Source organism: Clostridium sp. (assembly GCF_017888565.1).
Taxonomy (GTDB): Bacteria; Bacillota; Clostridia; order Clostridiales; family Clostridiaceae; genus Clostridium.
In genome coordinates this window covers 76,343-96,944 of sequence record NZ_JAGHFX010000080.1, presented here as the reverse complement: position 1 = coordinate 96,944, position 20,602 = coordinate 76,343, and the positions used below count along the sequence as shown (strand labels likewise).

Sequence of the window (20,602 nt, the reverse complement as noted above, 5' to 3'; positions counted from 1 at the left end):
ATTATAATTTATAATTGACAATGGATAATGGATAATTAATGAAATAATTCAAAAGAGTTGAATTATAAAATAAAAAATTAAGGCTGAGAAAATCTCAGCCTTTTTTTATTTTATAATTCTCAATTGCTAATTATTTATTATCAATTATAAAGATGATACTGCCGCAGTTATTGGTGGAACTACTTGTTTCTTTCTTGAAAGTACTCCATCTAAGAATGCAGTACTATCTTGTAATGTAACGTTGAATGCTTTTTCTACTATTTCTGGTCTATCTCCAGCAACTAGTATTTGTGATCCTTCGTTAAGTATGTCTGTAAGTAGTAACATTACCATATCTAATTTAGCTTCTTTTGCTTTAGTATTCATATAAGCTAACATTTCATCTTTAAGTGGCATAAACCCTTCAATATCCATTGTATTAACTTGAGCTATACCAACTCTTGTATCTTCAATTCCAAATGGCTTGAAGTCTTGGTTAAAGATTTGTTCTACTGTTTTTCCTTTTAATGAAGTACCAGCTTTAAACATTTCTTTAGCAAATTCTTCTACATTTATTCCAGCTATTTCTGCAAGCTTTAAGCAAATACTTTTGTCTTGAGGAGTACAAGTTGGGCTTCTAAATAGTAATGTATCTGAAATTATTGCACCACATAAAAGTCCAGCAGCTTGTTTTGATGGTCTTATTCCATTTTCAAAGAAGCATTTACCAACTATAGTAGAAGTACTTCCTATAGGCTCACTTCTAAAGTATAATGGACCACTAGTTTGAATATCTGCTACTCTATGATGATCTATTATTTCTAGAATTTCTGCTTCTTCAAGTCCATCAACAGATTGGCTTCTTTCATTATGGTCAACTTGAATAATTTTCTTTTTATAATTAGAAATTAAATGATATCTTGATACTGTACCAAGAACCTTACCATTTTCAGAAATAACAGGATAGCTTCTATATCTAGTATCTATCATAACCTTCTTTACATCTTCTACTAATTCATCAGTTGAGAATGTTACTAATTTATCTTTAATCATAACATATCCAACAGGAATACTTTGAACTATAAGTCTTGAAGCTGTAAATGAATCGTGTGGTGTAGTTATAACACTTATATTAGATTTTTTAGCTTTTTCAATTATTTTATTAGTTGGAGTATGAGATCCAGTTATTATTAATAGAGATATATTAAGATCAAGTAAAGCATCTTGAACTTCTTCTCTATCTCCAACTATAGCGATATCTCCAGCTTCTATATGATCTTTCATACTTTCTGGCTTCATTGCTGAAACAACTATCTTTCCAGGGAAAGTTTTTCTTTCAGTATTAACATAAATTTCTTTTGCAGATAATGTATCTACTATATTTTCAAAAGAGGTATTACTCTTAGCTAAAATTCTATTATCCCATATATCCATATAACATGAAGTTAAGTTAGATACAGCTAAAACTCCAAGTAAATGATCATTTTCATCAGCTACTGGAAGAGTCTTTATATTTTTATCTCTCATTATATTCCATGCAGTTTTTAATGAAAGCTCAGGTGATACAGGAGTTATTCTATCAAACTCTAAATCTTCAACTTTTAATTTTACAGTTTTTAACAATTGAGGAGCTTCAACTCCAAAATAGTCAAGAATATATTGAGTTTCTTGACTAACGTTTCCTAATCTTACTGGTATTGCAGGTAGTTTGCCTGTCTTATTTTTAAATTCAGCATATGAAAAAGCTGCACATATTGAATCAGAATCTGGATTCTTATGTCCAGTTACATAAATTACATCTTTCAAATTATTACCCTCCTTAGTTAATTCACATATATGTTTCAATTATAATCTACATGATTAAAAGTGTCAGTATATATAAAAGTTAATATACATATTAGAAAAAATAGCAAAATTGAACGCATATATTATTAAATTTTTAGATAAGTTACTATAATAATAAATTTCCTTATATACTATCAATAACTTAAATGTTTATTAAAATGTTAAATCTTTATTGTAACTTATATACATATTCTATATTTATATTTTAAATTTGTAAAGATATCTATATAAAGTATGTGTAGAAATTTGTACATTTAAACTAGATGATTAAGAATTCTAAAAATAAAGATAAAAAATAATTCGACTAACATAGCAATTATTAAAAAAAATCATATCTTTGAATTTACTAAATATAATATATAGAAACTAAATTAAGGAGGACAACCGGTGATACAAGAACGAGAAATATCTAGGGGACTATCTACAAAGGAAGCAGAAAAGAGACAAAGTACTTATGGATTAAATGAATTATCTCACAAAAAGAAAACATCGCCTGTAGTAATATTTTTATCTCAATTTAATGATTTTATTGTTTGGGTATTAATAGCTGCTACTGTAATATCTGGCTTAATGGGAGATACTGCAGATGCTATAACGATACTTATTATAGTTGTTGTAAATGCAATAATGGGATTTGTTCAAGAATATAGAACAGAAAAATCCTTGGAAGCATTAAATGAATTAGCAGCACCAACTTGTAAAGTTATTAGGGATGGAGTATTAAAAGTATTAAATTCAATAGAAGTTACTATAGGTGATTTAGTAATTTTAGAAGCTGGTGATAGAATTCCAGCAGATGGTACATTTGTTGAATCATCAGGAATAATGATTGATGAATCACTTTTAACTGGAGAGTCAGTTGGAGTATCTAAAGATTCAAAAAGAGGAAAAAACCAAGGATTTATGGGAACTACAGTATTAAAAGGAAGAGGTATTTTACTTATTGATGGTATTGGAATGAATACTGAAATGGGAAAAATAGCAAATCTTCTAGATAATATTGAAGAAGAAAAATCTCCATTAAGAGAGAGATTAGATTCACTAGGTAAAATATTAGTAGTATTATGCTTAACAATTTGTGCAGTTGTAACAGTACTTGGAATACTTAGAGGTAATGAAATAGCAGAAATGTTCTTACTTGGAGTTTCATTAGCTGTTGCTGCAATACCAGAAGGGTTAGCAGCTATTGTAACTGTTGCATTAGCATTAGGTGTATCTAGAATGTTAAAGAAAAATGCTCTAGTAAGAAAATTACCAGCAGTAGAAACTTTAGGATGTACTTCTGTAATATGTTCAGATAAAACAGGAACATTAACACAAAATAAAATGACAGTAAAAGAAATATATATGAATGGTAAAATTTGCGATCTAGATAAGGAACAATTGACTAACCATTCAACTATGATGAAAGCTTTAGTTTACTGTAATGATTGTAATTATGATTTTAATGTTAAAAACATAGAAAAGGCTCTGCATGGAGATCCAACTGAAACAGCATTAATAAAAGCTTTCTTTAAAGATGTTAATTTACTTAAAGCTTTTGTATCTAATGCAAAAAGAATTTATGATATTCCATTTGATTCCTCAAGAAAGATGATGAGTGTTATAGTTAGAGAAGGAACAAAGGAAGTTTGTTATATGAAGGGAGCTCCAGAAAGAGTTATTGAAAGGTGTACCCACATATTAGAAAATGGAACTGTAAAGCCTTTAACAGCGCAAAAGAAAAAGCAAGTTGCATCTTATATAGAAGCAATGTCAAATAGAGCTTTAAGATGTATAGCTGCTGCATATAAAGAAACTGGATTAGTAAAAAATGAAGGGCTAGAAAAAGACTTGATATTCTTAGGTGTTGCAGGAAGTATTGATCCACCAAGATTAGAAGTTAGAGATGCTGTTCTTAAATGTAAACTTGCTGGGATACAACCTGTAATGATAACGGGAGATCATAAGAATACAGCACTTGCAATAGCAAAATCAATAAATATTTGTAACACAGATGATCAAGCTATGACCGGTGAAGAAATTGAAAAGACTAGTGATGAAGACCTTATGAAGAAAGTTAAAAATGTAAGAGTATTTGCAAGAGTATCTCCACATCATAAGCTTAGAATAGTAAAAGCCTTTAAAAAGCAAAATAATATTGTTGCAATGACTGGAGATGGTGTTAATGATGCTCCAGCAATAAAAGAAGCTGATATAGGGATTGCTATGGGTATATCTGGAACAGATGTAACTAAAGAAGCTGCATCAATGGTATTAATGGATGATAATTTTGCAACTATAGTATCTGCTGTGGAAGAAGGTAGAATAATATATGATAATATAAGAAAATTTATAAGATATCTATTATCTTGTAATTTAGGTGAAGTATTAACTATGTTCTTAGCGTCATTATTTTACTTGCCTAATCCACTTACTCCAATACAAATATTATTTGTTAACTTAGCAACAGATGGGTTACCAGCAATTGCTCTTGGAGTAGATCCTGCTGATAAAGATATAATGATGCAACAACCAAGAGAAAAAAGTGAAGGTATTTTTGCAAGAGGGTTATGGTCAAAGATTGTAGTAAGAGGCTGTTTAATTGGAATTTGTACTTTACTTTCATTTATGACAGGAAGATTATATGGAATGGATTTAGCTACATGCAGAACACTTGCATTAACAACACTTGTTATGTCACAATTATTACATGTTTTTGAGTGTAGATCAGAAAGACATTCTATTTTTGAAATTAAAGTATTTACTAATCCATATTTAGTTGGAGCTGTAACTTTTTCAATGCTTATGGTATGTTCAATATTATATGTACCATTCTTAGCAAGTATATTTAATACAGTTCCATTAAAGTTAGGACAATGGGCTATAGTTTTATTCTACTCAGGAATAATTTTCTTAATAAATAGTTTATATTTATTTATAAAATCAAAAAAATAATAATATATAATTTCAATTGTTATTTTGATTAAATAAGCAAATTGATTATTTATTATTATACTGTTATTAATGAGATAGAATATAATTAAAGTATGTAAATAAAAAAATATGAATTAAAATATAGGGGTGACGTCAAGCCCCTATATTTTTTTGAGAAAAAATATATGTTTTCTAAATGAAGACACTTGTATTTCAATAAAGAACATGATAATATATTGGTAAAGGGTGGTAGAGCAAAATTTGGGGTGATTTTATGAGATTTATTAGTACCAGAGGAGGAGAAGTTAATATATCTTCTTCAAAAGCAATTATAAATGGAATTTCTAGTGATGGTGGGTTATATGTTCCAGAAAAATTTCCTAATTTATATGAAAAGATAAAAAATAAAAAAAATCTTAAATATGAGGAAATTTCTTTTGAGATAATTAAAGAGTTTTTTACAGATTTTACTTTTGAGGAAATCAAATTTGCAGTAGATAAATCATATAGAAATCGATTTAAAGTTATAGAGGAAAATGGATTTTTAGAGCTATATCATGGACCAACAGCTGCATTTAAAGATGCAGCACTATTATTTCTTCCTCAAATAATGAAGATAGCAAAGGAAAAAGAAAATATAAAGGATGAAATTATTATTCTAGCAGCCACTTCAGGGGATACTGGAAAAGCAGCATTAGAGGGATTTAGTGATATAGATGGATTTAAAGTACTTGTATATTATCCAAATGATGGGGTAAGTCCAGTACAAAAAATGCAGATGTTAACTCAAAAAGGTAGTAACGTAGAAGTTATTGGTATTAAAGGTAACTTTGACGAAGCTCAAAGAGGCGTAAAAGATATATTTGGGGATAACGAGTTTAAAGAAAGGATGCTAAGAAAAGGAATTAGGATTTCTTCTGCAAACTCAATTAATATCGGAAGGTTAATTCCACAAATAGTATATTACTATTATGGATACTTTCAATTAGTAAATAAGCAAAAAATAAAATTAGGGGATAAGATAAATGTTTCAGTTCCAACGGGGAATTTCGGAAATATATTAGCTGCATATTATGCAAAGGAAATGGGGCTTCCTATTGCAAAGTTTATATGTGCATCTAATGAAAATAAGGTCTTAACTGATTTCTTTAATGAAGGAATATATGATAAAAGAAGAGGACTTATAATAACAGAATCTCCATCTATGGATATATTGGTTTCTTCTAATTTAGAAAGACTTTTATTTGAAGCAACTGGACGAGACTGCAATGAAATAAAAACATTAATGGAAGAGTTGAAAAATAACGGATTATACAGTATTAGTAAAAAAACTAGAGAATTCTTAAAAGACTTCTATGGAAATTATGCTAATACAAGAGAGGTATATAAAGCAATAAAAGATTTATATGAAAAAGAGGGCTATTTAATTGATACTCATACAGCTGTAGCTTATGTAGTTTTAAATAAATATATTAAATCTACAGGAGATACAACCCCATATTTGATTGCTTCAACAGCAAGTCCATATAAATTTCCAAGAAACATCACAAATGCTTTAGAAATAGATACTAATAAGGATAATGATTTTGAATTAATAAAAAGATTAAATGAATTTTGTGGAGTAAATATTCCAACTAATTTAAAAAATCTAGATAAGAAAAAAGTTCTTCATAATAATATTTGTAGTGCTAATAATATGAGACAAGCTCTTGAAGAGTTTGTGGGAGAAAATATATGATAAGAGTTAGAGTACCAGCAACATCCGCTAATATAGGACCAGGATTTGATTCTTTAGGAATAGCTTTTAACTTATATAATGAATATGAGTTTTCTGAATGCGAAAAAGGAATTCATTTTTATGGGTTCAAGAATGAGTTTTGCAATAAGGAAAATATAGTATATAAGGCTATGAATATATGTTTTGAGAAATATAATTTTAAACCTAAAGGATTAAATATAAAATTAATTAAAGAGGATATACCTATTTCAAGGGGACTAGGATCAAGCTCTAGCTGCATTGTTGCAGGTTTATTAGGCGCTAATTATATTATGAAAAATCAATTAAGTATAGAGGAACTTTTTAAAATAGGTGTTGATATTGAGGGACATCCAGATAATATAGCTCCAGCCTTTTTTGGTGGGATGGTTGTATCTGTCATGGAAGAAAAAGATGTGATTTATAGTAAAATAGATATAAAAGAAGGAATTAGTTTTATAGCATTAATTCCAAAATTTGAATTATCAACTTCAATAGCTAGAAAGGTTTTGCCTGTAGATGTTAAATTTGATGATGCTGTGTACAATATTAGTAGAGTATCATTAATGATTTCTAGTTTTACAAGTGGGAAATATGAGTTGTTAAAATATTGTTGCAAAGATGCAATTCATGAAAAATATAGAATTCCATTGATAAAAGATTATAATTTGGTTTATAATAGGTGTATATCACTAGGTGCATTGGGGTGCTTTTTAAGTGGTGCAGGGCCAACAATTATGTCTATGATAAAAAGTAATGATACTAATATATTTTCAGATATAAAAGATTTCTTAGAAAATGAAAATATTAATTGGGATGTAAGGGAACTTTATATAGATAGTAATGGGGCTACTATATTTGAAGGTGATACTAATGAAGGGGAATTTTTTAGTTGTAGATAAAAGAGTTTTACCAGATGTTTATGAAAAAGTAGTAGATGCAAAAAGACTGCTAAAAGAAGGAAAGGTTAAAGATGTTACCGATGCAGCTAAAACTGTTAATATTAGTAGAAGCGTTTACTATAAATATAAAGAAGCTGTTTTTGAACTTGCAGAAACTGGGCAGGGACAAAAGGTAACGATTAACATGATGATAAAAGATAATAAGGGAGTGCTTTCAGGTATTTTAAATTATATTTCCGAAGAAGGAGGAAGTATAATAACAATAAATCAAGGAATACCTATGAATAAAAGTGCAAACCTAAGTTTAACAATTGATATATCATCACTTGGTGGTGATTTAAAAACTTTACTTGAAGATTTATCAAAGTTAAATGATGTTGAAAGGGTAGAGTTTGTGGCTATGGAATAATTTAAATTAAGCTTAAAGCTTCTTTATTGAAGTTTTGATATCTTGCAAAGGGCTGTTGTAATATGTTATCTTATACAATTACAAAGCCTTTTTTATGATTCAAATTTATGAGTTAAATATGTAATATTTATAAACAATATATATACAATATATTATATAGTACTTTATTAGGAGAATAAATCTTGTTAGAAATACTTTTATCAATTTCCATGGTACTTTTAACAACAACGGTAATACTTATTATAGAATATAAAAAGATGAAAAGTAATAATAAGTGAAAAGAAGGATTATCTCTAAGATATAGAATATTTTACGAGATAGTCTTTTTACTTGTTTTTTATAAGTTTATTATAAGAAATTAAACCTTTATTTATTTTATGAAATTTGATATAGTAATTTTAAACATGAAGAAAAGATAGGAAACTTTAGTTTATAATGTATTTATAATAAAGTTTATATTTCTTTGCGTAAAAAATAAGGGGATGCTTAAGTTTTATATTATGAATTTAAGAAATAGTAAAAGATAATAATATTATTAGAAGGAGGGATAAAGTTTGGAGATTTATTTTGACAATAGTTCAACAACAAAGCCATATAGAGAGGTTATAGATGAAGTAGTCAATGCAATGGAGGAATATTTCGGAAACCCATCATCTCTCCATAAGATAGGTATAAAATCTGAAAAAAAACTTGTTGAGGCAAGGGAATTTTTAGGTAAGAGTATAAATGCATCAAAAGATGAGATTTATTTTACATCAGGTGGAAGTGAAGCAAACAATTTAATAATAAAAGGATTAGTAAAGCCGGGGCATCATGTTATTACAACTATTTTTGAACATCATTCAGTTTTGATGACATATAAAGAACTTGAAAAAAATGAAGTTAAAGTTACATATTTAGATGTAGATAAAGATGGAAAGATATCTCTAGATGATTTAAAAGAGGCAATATGCAAGGATACAGTATTAGTTTCTATAATGCATGTTAATAATGAAATGGGAGCAATACAAGATATAAAGAGCATAGGAGAAATTATAAAAGAAAGAAGTTCTAGAGCAAGATTTCATGTTGATGCAGTTCAATCTTATGGAAAGTTAGCCATAGATGTAAAAAAAATGAATATAGATATGTTATCAGTGGCTGCACATAAAATTCATGGACCAAAGGGAATAGGATTTTGTTACATTAAAAAGGGAATAGTTTTAAATTCATTAATACATGGTGGAAGTCAAGAAGGTGGATTTAGAGGAGGTACTCAAAATGTACCAGCTATAATTGGTTTACATAAGGCAGCAGAAATAACTTTTAGTCATAAAGAAGAAAACTTTAAATATGTAAGTGGTTTAAAGGAATATATGATAAAAAGGTTAGAAGAAATAGATAATATACGAATAAATAGTCCTTTTAGTGAAGATTTTACACCATATATATTAAATGTTTCTTTTATTGGGGTAAGAGCTGAAGTGTTACTCCATTTATTAGAAGATAAAGATATTTTTGTAGCAACTGGATCTGCTTGTACATCAAAAACTAGTTCAGTATCAGGGAGCTATGTAATAAAAGCTTTAGGGTTAAGTAATAAAGAAATAGAAAGTGCCATAAGATTTTCATTTTCAAAGTTTAATACTAAAGAAGAAATAGACAAAGTTATAGAAGTTTTAAAAAGTTCATTAACATTTTTAAGGAGAGTAAGAAAATGAATAAATTAATATTAGTAAAATATGCATCAGAGATTTTTTTAAAGGGATTAAATAGAAATAAGTTTGAAAAAAAATTAAGAGATAATATAAAGAAAAAGCTAAAAGGAATTGAATATACATTAATATCTGATCAAGGTAGATATTTTATTAAGGCAGATAATATAGAAGAGGCTACTGAAAGAGTAAGAAAAGTTTTTGGAGTTTCTGAGGTTTGTATAGTAACAGAAGTTCCAAGAGATATGGAAGCTATTAAAGAAGAAGCATTAAGAAAGGTTAAAGAAGCTAATCCTAAAAACTTTAAAATTGAAACTAATAGAGCAAATAAACTATTCCCAAAAAACTCATTAGAAACATCTAAAGAAATTGGAGCTTACGTAGTTTATCATATGAATGGATTAGAAGTTAAAGTTAAAAATCCAGAATGCTTAGTAAATGTAGAAATAAGAGAAAATGCATATATATATACAACTAAAGATAAAATAAAAGGCGTGGGTGGATTACCATATGGAATTAATGGTAGTACTATGCTTATGTTATCAGGAGGTATAGATTCTCCAGTTGCCGGATACTTAATGGCTAGAAGAGGTGTAGAATTACATTGCGTTTATTATCATAGCCATCCATATACATCAGAAAGAGCTAAAGATAAGGTGAAGGACTTAGCTAAAATATTAGCTACATATACAGAAAGAGTAAACCTTCATATAGTACCATTTACAGAAATACAAATGGCAATAATAAATGGTTGTAGAGAAGATGAATTAACAATAATAATGAGAAGATTCATGATGAGAGTTGCTTGTAGTTTGTCAGAGAAATATGGTATTCAATCTGTTGCAAGTGGAGAAAGTATTGGGCAGGTAGCAAGCCAAACTATGGAAGGATTAATGGTAAGTAATGATTGTGCTGATAGACCAGTATTTAGACCATTAATAGCCATGGATAAAACAGATATAATGGATATAGCAAGAGAAATTGGTACATATGAAACATCAATATTACCATATGAAGATTGTTGTACTATATTCGTTCCAAAACATCCAAAAACAAAACCAAGATTAGATTTAATAAGAAAATCAGAAGAAGTTTTAAATATTGACGAATTAGTAAATAAAGCTATTGAAGAAACAGAACTTGTAGTATTTAACTAATATAGCTTTTGAACAGAAGATAAGGAAGTGAAGACAAGGGTGAAGAGAAAAATATCTTTAATTATAAGTTTATTACTATCAATATTAGTTATGGTAGGATGCACTAATAATAAAGAAACTCTAAATAATGAGAGAAAATTAGTAGTTGCAATGTCAGGAACTTATTATCCTTTTGCATTTTTAAATGGTGATAAGATAGAAGGTTTTGATGTTGATGTATGGAGAGAAATAGGTAATAGATTAGGTTATGACATAGAATTCACGACTGCATCTTTTAGTGGATTGTTTGGATTATTAGATACTAATAAGGCTAATACTATTTCAAATCAAATTACAGTTACGGAAGAGAGAAGAGAAAAATACTTATTTAGTGATCCATATGTTTATAGTGGAGCGCAAATAATTGTACAAGAAGGAAATCCAAAATCAATTAATAGTTTTGAAGACTTAAAAGGTAAAAAAGTAGGAGTTGATCTTGGTAGTAACTACGAGCAAATAATAAGAGAAAAAGATGTAAATAATGAGGTTACTGTTGTAACGTATCAAAATACAGATGCAGCATTTACAGATTTATTACTTGGTAGAATTGATGGAGTGGTAATAGATAAGATTTCTGCAATAATTACAATAAATGAAAAGGGATTAGAGTTAGAGTTAGCAGGAGAGCCAATAGAGCCTGTTGAAAATGCATTCCCATTTATAAAGAATTCAGAAAATGAGACACTTGTAGCTGAAGTAAATAAAGCATTAAATGATATGAAAGAAGATGGAACCTTTACTGAAATATCTAATAAATGGCTTAAAACAGATGTAACAGGATCAAATGCAGGCTATATAAAATCATTATTTACAAGTATATTAAGTGGTTTAAAAACTACATTAAGTTTATCAATAATATCTATGATAATTGCTTTAGTAATTGGAATAATAATAGCTTTAATCAGGATTAATAATATAAGAATATTAAAGCAGTTAGTAGAAGTTTATATATCATTTTTAAGAGGAACTCCACTTTTAGTTCAATTATTTTTACTTTATTTTGGATTACCTCAAATAATACCACAATTAAAGGGGATTACAGCTTATACAGCTGCTGTGATAGGATTAGCATTAAATGCTTCAGCTTATATTGCAGAAGCTTTAAGAGGTGCATTTGACGCTATAGACAAGGGACAAATGGAAGCTGCTTTATCAGTAGGTATGACTAAAATGCAAGGAATGAAACGTATAGTTATGCCACAAATGTTTAGGGTAGCAGTACCTTCTCTTGGAAATGTATTTGTAGATAATATAAAAGGATCTTCTTTAGCATTTACATTAGGGGTAACAGAAGCATTAGCTAGGGCACAAATGAGTGCAGCAGCAAGCTATAGATTTTTTGAAAGTTACATAGCTGTTGCAATTGTTTATTGGGTAACAATTAGTATTTATAATGTTATACAAAAATCAATAGAAAATAAGCTATCTGTTTACTAAGAGGTGATAAAGATGATTAAGATAAATAATTTAAAAAAGAAATTTGGAAATGATGAGATATTAAAAGGAATAAATTTAGAATTTAAAAAAGGTGAAGTAGTAGTAATGATTGGACCATCAGGGTCTGGAAAATCAACCTTTTTAAGATGTTTAAATTATTTAGAAATACCTACTTCAGGAGAAATTCAAATTGGAGATTTAAGGGTTGAAGCTGATAAAGTTTCTAAAAAGGATATTCATAATTTAAGATCTAAATCAGCAATGGTTTTTCAAAATTATAATTTATTTAATAATAAAACCGTTATTGAAAATGTAACAGAAGCATTAATTGTAGTTAAGAAAATAGATAAAAAAGAAGCAAATAGTATAGCTGTTAAAGCACTAAAAAAAGTTGGATTATTAGAAAAAAAAGATGTTTATCCTAAAACTTTATCTGGAGGACAAAAGCAAAGAGTAAGTATAGCAAGAGCAATAGCTATCAATCCAGAAGTAATATTATTTGATGAACCAACTTCAGCTTTAGATCCAGAGTTAGTTTCAGAGGTTTTAGCAGTAATTAAAGATCTAGCAAAAGAGCATATGACTATGATAATAGTGACTCATGAAATGCGATTCGCAAAAGATGTTGGAGATAGAATAGTATTTATGGAAAATGGAGTTGTTGTAGAAGATGGAGCTCCAGAAGAAATATTTACTAATCCTAAAAAAGATAGAACTAGAGAATTTTTAAGATTAATAGAAGAAAAATAGATAATAAAAACAGCCTAAATTTTTAGGCTGTTTTTATTATCTTGCTCTCATTTTTGTCGCTTGTTGTCTTGCTTTTTTAAGTTGATTGTGATCAAATGGATGTAAGTCTTTTTTAGTAGTTAAATTAGCTATATTTGAAATAGTAATAACTTCTGAATCAGCCTTACCTTTTTCACCTTCAATTCCCATAACGATTACTTTATGACCTTGTTTAACATCAATAAAAGTTGGTTTTTTAAACCATTTTCTAGCCTTATATTGAGTTTTAACTACACCTTTACCCATATCTGGTTTTATTAAAATATGAGCTGTTAATTTTCTTATTATACCTAGTATGTTTTTTTCTTCAATTTTTACAGATAAAACGGTACCAGCAGTGCTAGTCATTCTATCACCGTATTTTTCCATATATGCATCTGTAAAATATTTACTCATTTTATCTTTGAAACCCATAATTAAAACTCCTTTATATTTAAGAAATATTGTCATAATCAAATAATTATAATAACAAGGTCATTATAACATAATTCTATTATTAATTAAATAAAAAAATAAATTAATTATTTACTCATTTCTCTTTCATATAAATTAGTTAAAATTTTTATATGAAGTTCTTCATCTAATATTATTCTATTAAGAATTGCAATTATGTTTTCATCGTCAATTAAATAAGCTGTTTCTCTATATTGACTTATACCTTCTTCTTCACTTTTTATATCTTCTAAAAGCAATTCTTTTATTGAATCAGAGGTAGATATAAATTTAGAATTCCAGTTTAACTTCTTATCTCTTTTATTTATAGAAAAGTCTGGATTTTCGCCTAGGGCTACAATTAGCTCTCCTAAAATCTCTAAGTGATGAATTTCAACCTCTGCTATTTTCCTTAATGTATTTCCTATTATATCCTTTGTAATTAATCCTTGATAAGTATATTGAGTTGCTGCTGTTAATTCAGAATTAGTCCCAGCATAACTTTTTTTAATTAAGTTAGCATAAGTAGGATTTTTTTCGGAAATTTCTATTTTGGGGTAGGGTAATGCTAATGAGCAGTTTTCGTGTAAGTCTCTAAAGTCATTTTTCATAATAGCTCCTTTAAATTATTTTTTATTATAGTATACGAAAAAAAAGTTGTATAGTGATATCAAAAGAGCTTGGATAGTAAAGTTAATTATGTAGATTATTACTTTAAATATATATATAATAAAAATAATGTATTATTATTTGCGCAATAAATGTCAAGGAGGATAAATATGAATATAATATTTAATGAAAACACAAAGGAAGCATTATTAAATGAAATAGAAAAAAGTAGCTATAATCATATAAGAGTAAAGGTAGTAGGCGTTGGATGTGGAAAACCAGCTTATGATTTATTTGCAGATTTTATTTCAGATGAAGATTTTGAAGTAATTATAAATGAAGTGAAATTTACTATAGCTATAAAAGATAAAAAGTTATGTAATGATATTGAAATAAAATATGATAAAGAAATTTATAATAAAGGGTTTTACGTAAGAAGTTTATAAGTTTTCATATAATATTAAACGAAGATTATTAATTACTCAACAAAAAGTCATTAATAAATATAAAATAGAATTTGCTTATAAAAAGAAAGATGAATGAATTTAAAAAATTCATTCATCTTTTTTCATAATACTAAGAGGACACTGATTAATGCATCCATTATTAGTATTGTCAATAATATAATTATTATACAAATTATTTAGGTTGTTGATATAAAATATCTTGATAAATCTATTTTATATTCTAATAGCATTTCAATTATCGTGTCTCTAAAATCATTTTGAGGCGATTTTTTGGTGTTGAGATTTGGAAAAGTTATGTTTGAATATAGTAGATTCTTTGAGTCCTTATAATTTTTAATAAGTATGTCTGCAGTTTTTATAACCATATCATTCCAATCATCTACTTTTACTTTGGAGTTATCTAATTTAAAATATAAAGGATTTTTATCAGTAAAATCGTTACATATTTCTAAAAAGTCATTATTCATCTCATTATCTAAGGGGAGAGAATCCTCACTTTCATCTTCATTATTAGGTTTAGAGTCAAGCTTTTGGCTATTATTTAAGCTATTCATCCATTCTATATATTTTTCTATACCAATACTGATTTCATGTAGTCTTATTGAAGTTTCTCTATATTTTCTACTTAATGTGAAGTTCCTTTCACTTTTTATTATTGCACTAGAGATATCTTCAATATAATCTATAGATTTTTCTAATGTATTTTTTAGGTTTTTAAGAGAGTTACTTATTTCCTTAGATGTATCAGGAAATTCTTTTGATATAAACTCTATTACTTCTGTATCCATTATTGGATAATCATCTCTTTTTTTTTCAGTAATAGTTTTTTCAATAACCTCATCAGTTGATGATTTTAGTAGTGAAAATTTCTTGCTAGCCATATTTATTCCTTTCAAACTTTATTGCTATATAGAATTATATTAATAGATATAGTTAATATATAACTAAATGAGTAAAATAATAAAGGTATTGGGTAAACAATACTATAAGTTAAACATATTATGTATTATCTAACTTTGTGATAAAAGGAGAAAATACAAATGAAAATATGTTTAAGAAGGGTACAAAACAATGACTTTATAGGCAATGAGTATAATCTAATAATTTGTGCAGATGAATGTATAGGAAGAGAGCTTAGGAGAAATTTACCAAGAAACATCTGCGGAGATGGAGTAAAGATAAATATTATCATTGTTAATTGCGGTAGAATTTTACCAGCTCCGGCTCTTCCATGTAATGATTTATTAGCAATTTCAACTCCAATTAGAGTAATAAGAAGAAATCCATGCTGTAATAATAATTCTATTAACAATTTTAGTAATGATTTAAATGATTTTAGTAATAATTTTAATTTAGAAGGTTTAGATGGATATAATTCAAGTATCAACGATTTTAATATTGATGATATAAGTAGTACAGGTTGTAATAATAGCTTGGCTAGCAGCGATTTTAAATTAGGATTAAAAAATATAAACAAAAATTGTTGCATTAGCGAATCTTTTGAACCTCAAGAATTTGTAATTATAGTAAGATCTTTTAGACCATGGCTATCAAAATTCTTCTGTAAATTTCCACAAATGTTTTTAAAGGATTGTGAAAATACTATAAAACTAACTATCATATTTGATAGAAAGGGTAGTGTATTCCAGGATCAATGCTTTAATAATTGTTGCGGAGGCTGCGGTGGTGGCTTTGGCTGCGGCGGTGGATTTGGAGGTTGTGGTGGCTTTGGCTGCGGCGGTGGATTTGGAGGTTGCGGATGCGACTGCTGGTTTGGATTAACAGCTCTTGCATTACTATTCTGTTGTTGTTAATTGATAAAATAAACAAATGACAAATGTTAAGAGCCAAGATAAGATTAAGTCTTACCTTGGCTTCTTTATTGTAAGTTTTATAAATTGTTATAATTTTGTTATGAAACTGACACAGTTTTTATAGTATAATATTCTTGGGGAAATTAATATGCTTAAAATAAAGTGAGGGAGTATTAGATATGGAGAAACTTCTCAAAGACAGAATTAATCTGACCATTGAGAACTATAGAAATGCAAAAGAAGATCTTAGAAATGATGGAGATTTAATTAATCATTTTGCATCTTTAGTTTTTGCCCATTATGAAAAGGAAATTCCGTTTGAAAAAGTGAAAGAAATTAGAAAATATATAAAAGCAACTTCATCAAGGGTTTCACCTTTTAGAGGAGACATGCTTTATATTTTATCTTTGTTGATTGCAATAGAAGAAGGAAATGAAAATAAATTAATTGATGATATATATGAAGTAATGGATGTTTTAAAATTTCAAGGATTTAATGAATGTGATTATTTAGTATTAACTTCGTTTGTTATAGCTAAATATGGATATAATAAAGATAAGCATAAAATAGCCAATAAAATGAAAGATGTATATATATTATTAAAGGAAAAATATTATAATATTACAGGCGAGGATGATTATTTAGTTTGTGCTTTATGGGCTTTAAATGATATAGATGTTGATACAATTGATGAGTTTATAGAAACTATTTATACCCATATGACAGATTTAAATATCAAGTCAAAAAATAGTATTCAGGGATTAACAAATGCCATCATGTTAAATGGATCTTCTGGACATATGTATAAAACAATAGAATTTATGCTACAGTTAGAAAAAAGAGGTATAAAATTAGCACAACAATTCTTACCATTCTTAGGTGTATTGTCTAATAATGATATGAGAAAGAGTGTTGATTTAATTGAAGATGTAGTAGATATGCTTTGTGATGAAGAAAGTGAATATGAATATTATATGGATAAGGGATTTAGAACTATTATTGCAATTTCAATAATTTCATTTACAACTATATCTGAAAAAAGAAATTATGTAGATGAATTATTAGCACAAGGAGTATATTGTTTTATAAAATCAAAAAATAAAGGGATGTTTGCAGAAGCCTTAGCTTAAAAGGAGAAATTATGGAAAGGGTAATTTTGCATGTAGATATGGATGCTTTTTTTGCATCGGTTGAACAACTCGATAATAAAAATTTAAGGGGAAAGCCAGTAATAGTTGGAGGCGTTAGTGAAAGAGGAGTAGTATCAACATGTTCATATGAAGCTAGAAAATATGGAGTACATTCTGCAATGCCAATTTTCATGGCACAAAAATTATGTCCACATGGAATATATTTAAGAACTAGGATATTTAGATACAAAGAGGTTTCAAATCAAGTTTTTGATATTTTAAAAGATGTAACTTCAATTATACAGCCTATTTCAATAGATGAAGCTTATTTAGACATAACTAATAGCAATTTTAAAAGTGGTATGGAAGCAGCAAAATATATAAAAAATAGAGTTTTTAAAGAAATTGGATTAACTATTTCAGTAGGTATATCTTATAATAAATTTTTAGCAAAATTAGCTTCAGATTGGAACAAACCTAATGGAATAAAAATAATTACAAAAGAAATGATTCCATATATTTTATTACCATTTCCAGTATCAAAAATACATGGAATTGGAAAAAAATCAGTTGAAAAATTAAATAATATAGGTATATTTACTGTGAAGGATTTATATGAAATGCCAAAAAGTTTTTATATAGAGTATCTAGGTAAGTATGGTTTAGAAATATATGATAGAATACGTGGATTTGACAATAGAGAAGTAGAAGTTGAAAGAGATAGGAAATCCTACGGTAAAGAAAGAACATTAAAGACTGATACTAATGACAAAGAAGAATTAATGTTTTATTTAAAGGATTTTTCTAATGAAATAAGTGGATACCTTATAAGAGGTAATTTAGAAGGTAAAACAATTACAGTAAAGTATAAAACAAGTGACTTTCAAAATCATACAAGAAGCAAAACATTAAATTATTATACTAATAATTTTGAGGATATATATAAGACTTGTGAGGAAATACTATATAATGAGGAAATAAATGAAGGAGTTAGATTAATAGGAGTTACAGTTTCATCCTTTAAAGAAAATAAGGTGGAACAATTACGCCTATTTTAAATTAAATTTCATAAAAAATAGGATTTGTTAAAAAACTCCCTTTAATTACTAGCGTTTTTCATTTATAATGAGTTTCTGAGAGAAAAAAGTTTAACATACAGGAGGAGATCTTATGAATAAAAAAGATTTAGCAAGAATGATAGATCATACTATTTTAAAGGCAGATGCTACGGAAGTAGAAGTTGAAAAACTTTGCACTGAAGCATTAGAGTACAATTTTGCATCAGTATGCATTAATCCATCTTTGGTAGAAAAAGCTGCAAATATGTTGAAGGGTAGTGATGTTAAGGTTTGCACAGTTATTGGATTTCCTTTAGGTGCAACTACAACAGAAGTAAAGGCATTTGAAACCGAAGATGTTATTAAAAAAGGTGCAACAGAAGTTGATATGGTTATAAATATAGGAAAGCTTAAAGAAGGAAACTTAGAATATGTTAAGAAAGATATAGAAGCTGTTGTTAATGTTGCAAAAGGAAAAGCTTTAACAAAGGTTATTATAGAAACTTGTCTTTTAACTGACGAAGAAAAAGTAACAGCTTGCAGATTATCAAAGGAAGCTGGAGCAGATTTTGTTAAGACATCTACAGGATTTAGTACTGGAGGAGCTACGGCAAGCGATATAAAACTTATGAGAGAAACAGTAGGCAAAGAACTTGGAGTTAAGGCTTCAGGTGGTGTTAGAAGCTTAGAAGATGCAATGGCTATGATAGAAAATGGAGCTACAAGAATAGGTGCTTCAGCTTCAATAGCAATTTGTGAAGGAACTAAATCTAATTCAAATTACTAATTATAAAGCTATGGATTTAAGGTAATCTATAAATATGGATTACCTTATTTTCTGCGTAATAAGAACTTAATAAAAAGGAGAAGTAATGAGTTATTTAATTTTAATAATAGGATTTGTTTTATTAATAAAAGGAGCAGATATTTTCGTGGATGGAGCTGCAAAAATAGCTAAAAAATTTGGAATACCATCAATAATAGTAGGACTAACAATAGTATCGCTAGGAACAAGTGCTCCAGAACTAGCAGTTAGCTTAATAGCTTCTTTTGAAGGGAATAATGGAATAACAATTGGTAATATATTAGGATCTAATATCTTTAATACACTTATGGTTTTAGGAGTAACATCTATAATAATGCCTATAATAATTAAGAAAAGTACCATGATTAAAGATTATATAGTGAATATGGTTGTATCAGTTGTCTTATTAATTTTGACATTTGGAAGAGTATTATTAAATAAAGAAGCTGCTTTAACAAGAGTATCAGGAATAATATTATTAATTTTATGCATAATTTATACAGTGTATTTAATTAAGTCTGCTAAAGGTAGAAAAGAAGAAGAAAATCCTGAAGAGGAAGAAGATATAAAAATTTTAAATTGTATAATAAAAATAATATTAGGAATTGTAGGAATTATAGTTGGTGGTAATTTAGTTGTTAGTTCAGCATCTGACATAGCATATTCTTTTGGTTTAAGTGATAAATTAGTGGGATTAACTATAGTAGCTGTAGGTACTTCGTTACCAGAATTAGTAACTACAATGATAGCATCAATTAAAGGCGAAAATGATATTGCTGTAGGAAACGTATTAGGTTCAAATATATTCAATATTTTATTAATATTAGGAGTTTCATCTTCAATTAATCCAATTCCAATTTCTTCAGAGTTATTAATAGATATATTATTTTTAATAGCTATTTCTATAATACTTGGAATTTTCATGTTTAAAGGTAAGAAAGATAAATTAAAACTTGATAAACTTGAAGGTTTAATATTGATACTATTATATATTGGATATATGATTTACATAATATTAAGAAATTAATATTTGCTTTGGAAAAATAACACTTTATATTAATTATTAATCCATATATGCAACATTTTTTATAACATTAAATTTGTCCAAAAAGCAAATAATAAGGATGTAAGTTATAGGAGGTGTTTAATATGGCTAATGGATGTGGTTGTAAAAACAAAAAAACAGAAGAAAAGAAACATACTGATGAATGTGGATGTCATGGAGCAAAAAAGACAGCTACAAATAATCAATGGGGTAAATAGTAATTAAATAAAAAAGTCTGTAATAAGCAAATGTTTATTACAGATTTTTTTTGTCATTAAGGTGATTTAAATCATATTATATTAATAAAAAGCTTAAGGAT

At 27.7% G+C, this 20,602-nt stretch carries 18 protein-coding genes; 14 read left to right on the top strand and 4 right to left on the bottom strand.

From position 1 onward, the window contains the following. Positions 1–144 precede the first annotated feature (144 nt). Positions 145–1,785 (bottom strand): putative manganese-dependent inorganic diphosphatase, encoded by a 1,641-nt coding sequence (locus tag J7M87_RS15415; RefSeq protein ID WP_291652276.1) that lies wholly within the window; start codon positions 1,783–1,785, stop codon positions 145–147. Positions 1,786–2,211: 426 nt separating this feature from the next. Here J7M87_RS15415 and J7M87_RS15410 point away from each other — a divergent pair, with 426 nt between their 5' ends. The 8 genes from J7M87_RS15410 to J7M87_RS15375 all read left to right on the top strand — a co-directional run bounded on the left by J7M87_RS15410 (position 2,212) and on the right by J7M87_RS15375 (position 12,884). Next, positions 2,212–4,761, top strand: a complete 2,550-nt coding sequence (locus tag J7M87_RS15410; RefSeq protein WP_291652274.1) for a calcium-translocating P-type ATPase, PMCA-type — start codon at positions 2,212–2,214, stop codon at positions 4,759–4,761. 253 nt (positions 4,762–5,014) lie between these two features. Continuing rightward, positions 5,015–6,478, top strand: coding sequence for a threonine synthase (thrC, locus tag J7M87_RS15405; protein WP_291652273.1), 1,464 nt, complete (start codon positions 5,015–5,017; stop codon positions 6,476–6,478). Next, on the top strand, positions 6,475–7,398 hold the full coding sequence (thrB, locus tag J7M87_RS15400) for a homoserine kinase (RefSeq protein ID WP_291652271.1): 924 nt from the start codon (positions 6,475–6,477) through the stop codon (positions 7,396–7,398). The genes thrC and thrB overlap by 4 nt, the downstream gene beginning before the upstream one ends. Next, positions 7,370–7,807, top strand: a complete 438-nt coding sequence (locus tag J7M87_RS15395) for an ACT domain-containing protein (RefSeq protein ID WP_291652269.1) — start codon at positions 7,370–7,372, stop codon at positions 7,805–7,807. Before thrB ends, J7M87_RS15395 begins: the two co-directional genes overlap by 29 nt. Before the next feature lie 554 nt (positions 7,808–8,361). Further along, positions 8,362–9,507 (top strand): cysteine desulfurase family protein, encoded by a 1,146-nt coding sequence (locus J7M87_RS15390; RefSeq protein WP_291652237.1) that lies wholly within the window; start codon positions 8,362–8,364, stop codon positions 9,505–9,507. Next, positions 9,504–10,658 carry a tRNA uracil 4-sulfurtransferase ThiI gene (gene thiI, locus J7M87_RS15385; protein ID WP_291652235.1) on the top strand — a complete coding sequence of 385 codons (1,155 nt, stop codon included), beginning with the start codon at positions 9,504–9,506 and terminating at the stop codon, positions 10,656–10,658. Before J7M87_RS15390 ends, thiI begins: the two co-directional genes overlap by 4 nt. A gap of 27 nt (positions 10,659–10,685) precedes the next feature. After that, on the top strand, positions 10,686–12,134 hold the full coding sequence (locus tag J7M87_RS15380; protein ID WP_291652233.1) for an ABC transporter permease subunit: 1,449 nt from the start codon (positions 10,686–10,688) through the stop codon (positions 12,132–12,134). Positions 12,135–12,146: 12 nt separating this feature from the next. Next, entirely contained in the window at positions 12,147–12,884 is a 738-nt protein-coding gene (locus tag J7M87_RS15375; protein WP_291652231.1) for an amino acid ABC transporter ATP-binding protein, read from the top strand. A gap of 36 nt (positions 12,885–12,920) precedes the next feature. Here J7M87_RS15375 and J7M87_RS15370 read toward each other — a convergent pair whose 3' ends face one another. Then, positions 12,921–13,337 (bottom strand): hypothetical protein, encoded by a 417-nt coding sequence (locus J7M87_RS15370; protein ID WP_291652230.1) that lies wholly within the window; start codon positions 13,335–13,337, stop codon positions 12,921–12,923. A gap of 107 nt (positions 13,338–13,444) precedes the next feature. Continuing rightward, positions 13,445–13,966, bottom strand: coding sequence for a manganese catalase family protein (locus tag J7M87_RS15365; protein ID WP_291652228.1), 522 nt, complete (start codon positions 13,964–13,966; stop codon positions 13,445–13,447). Positions 13,967–14,134: 168 nt separating this feature from the next. Here J7M87_RS15365 and J7M87_RS15360 point away from each other — a divergent pair, with 168 nt between their 5' ends. Then, a complete protein-coding gene (locus J7M87_RS15360; protein WP_291652226.1) occupies positions 14,135–14,410 on the top strand; it encodes a hypothetical protein in 276 nt (91 codons plus the stop codon). A 197-nt stretch (positions 14,411–14,607) separates the two neighbouring features. On the opposite strand, the gene J7M87_RS15355 is transcribed toward J7M87_RS15360, so the two are convergent. Continuing rightward, a complete protein-coding gene (locus J7M87_RS15355) occupies positions 14,608–15,312 on the bottom strand; it encodes a hypothetical protein (RefSeq protein WP_291652224.1) in 705 nt (234 codons plus the stop codon). Positions 15,313–15,471: 159 nt separating this feature from the next. Here J7M87_RS15355 and J7M87_RS15350 point away from each other — a divergent pair, with 159 nt between their 5' ends. The 5 genes from J7M87_RS15350 to J7M87_RS15330 all read left to right on the top strand — a co-directional run bounded on the left by J7M87_RS15350 (position 15,472) and on the right by J7M87_RS15330 (position 20,265). Continuing rightward, complete coding sequence (locus J7M87_RS15350; protein ID WP_291652222.1) at positions 15,472–16,245, top strand: hypothetical protein; 774 nt, start codon at positions 15,472–15,474, stop codon at positions 16,243–16,245. 179 nt (positions 16,246–16,424) lie between these two features. Beyond that, positions 16,425–17,375, top strand: coding sequence for a DUF4003 family protein (locus J7M87_RS15345; protein WP_291652221.1), 951 nt, complete (start codon positions 16,425–16,427; stop codon positions 17,373–17,375). Between the two features lie 11 nt (positions 17,376–17,386). Next, a complete protein-coding gene (locus J7M87_RS15340; RefSeq protein ID WP_291652219.1) occupies positions 17,387–18,433 on the top strand; it encodes a DNA polymerase IV in 1,047 nt (348 codons plus the stop codon). Between the two features lie 112 nt (positions 18,434–18,545). Continuing rightward, on the top strand, positions 18,546–19,220 hold the full coding sequence (gene deoC / locus J7M87_RS15335; RefSeq protein WP_291652217.1) for a deoxyribose-phosphate aldolase: 675 nt from the start codon (positions 18,546–18,548) through the stop codon (positions 19,218–19,220). Between the two features lie 85 nt (positions 19,221–19,305). Further along, the gene (locus J7M87_RS15330) at positions 19,306–20,265 is read left to right on the top strand and encodes a calcium/sodium antiporter (RefSeq protein ID WP_291652215.1); all 960 of its coding nucleotides are present in this window, start codon (positions 19,306–19,308) and stop codon (positions 20,263–20,265) included. Positions 20,266–20,602 lie beyond the last annotated feature (337 nt).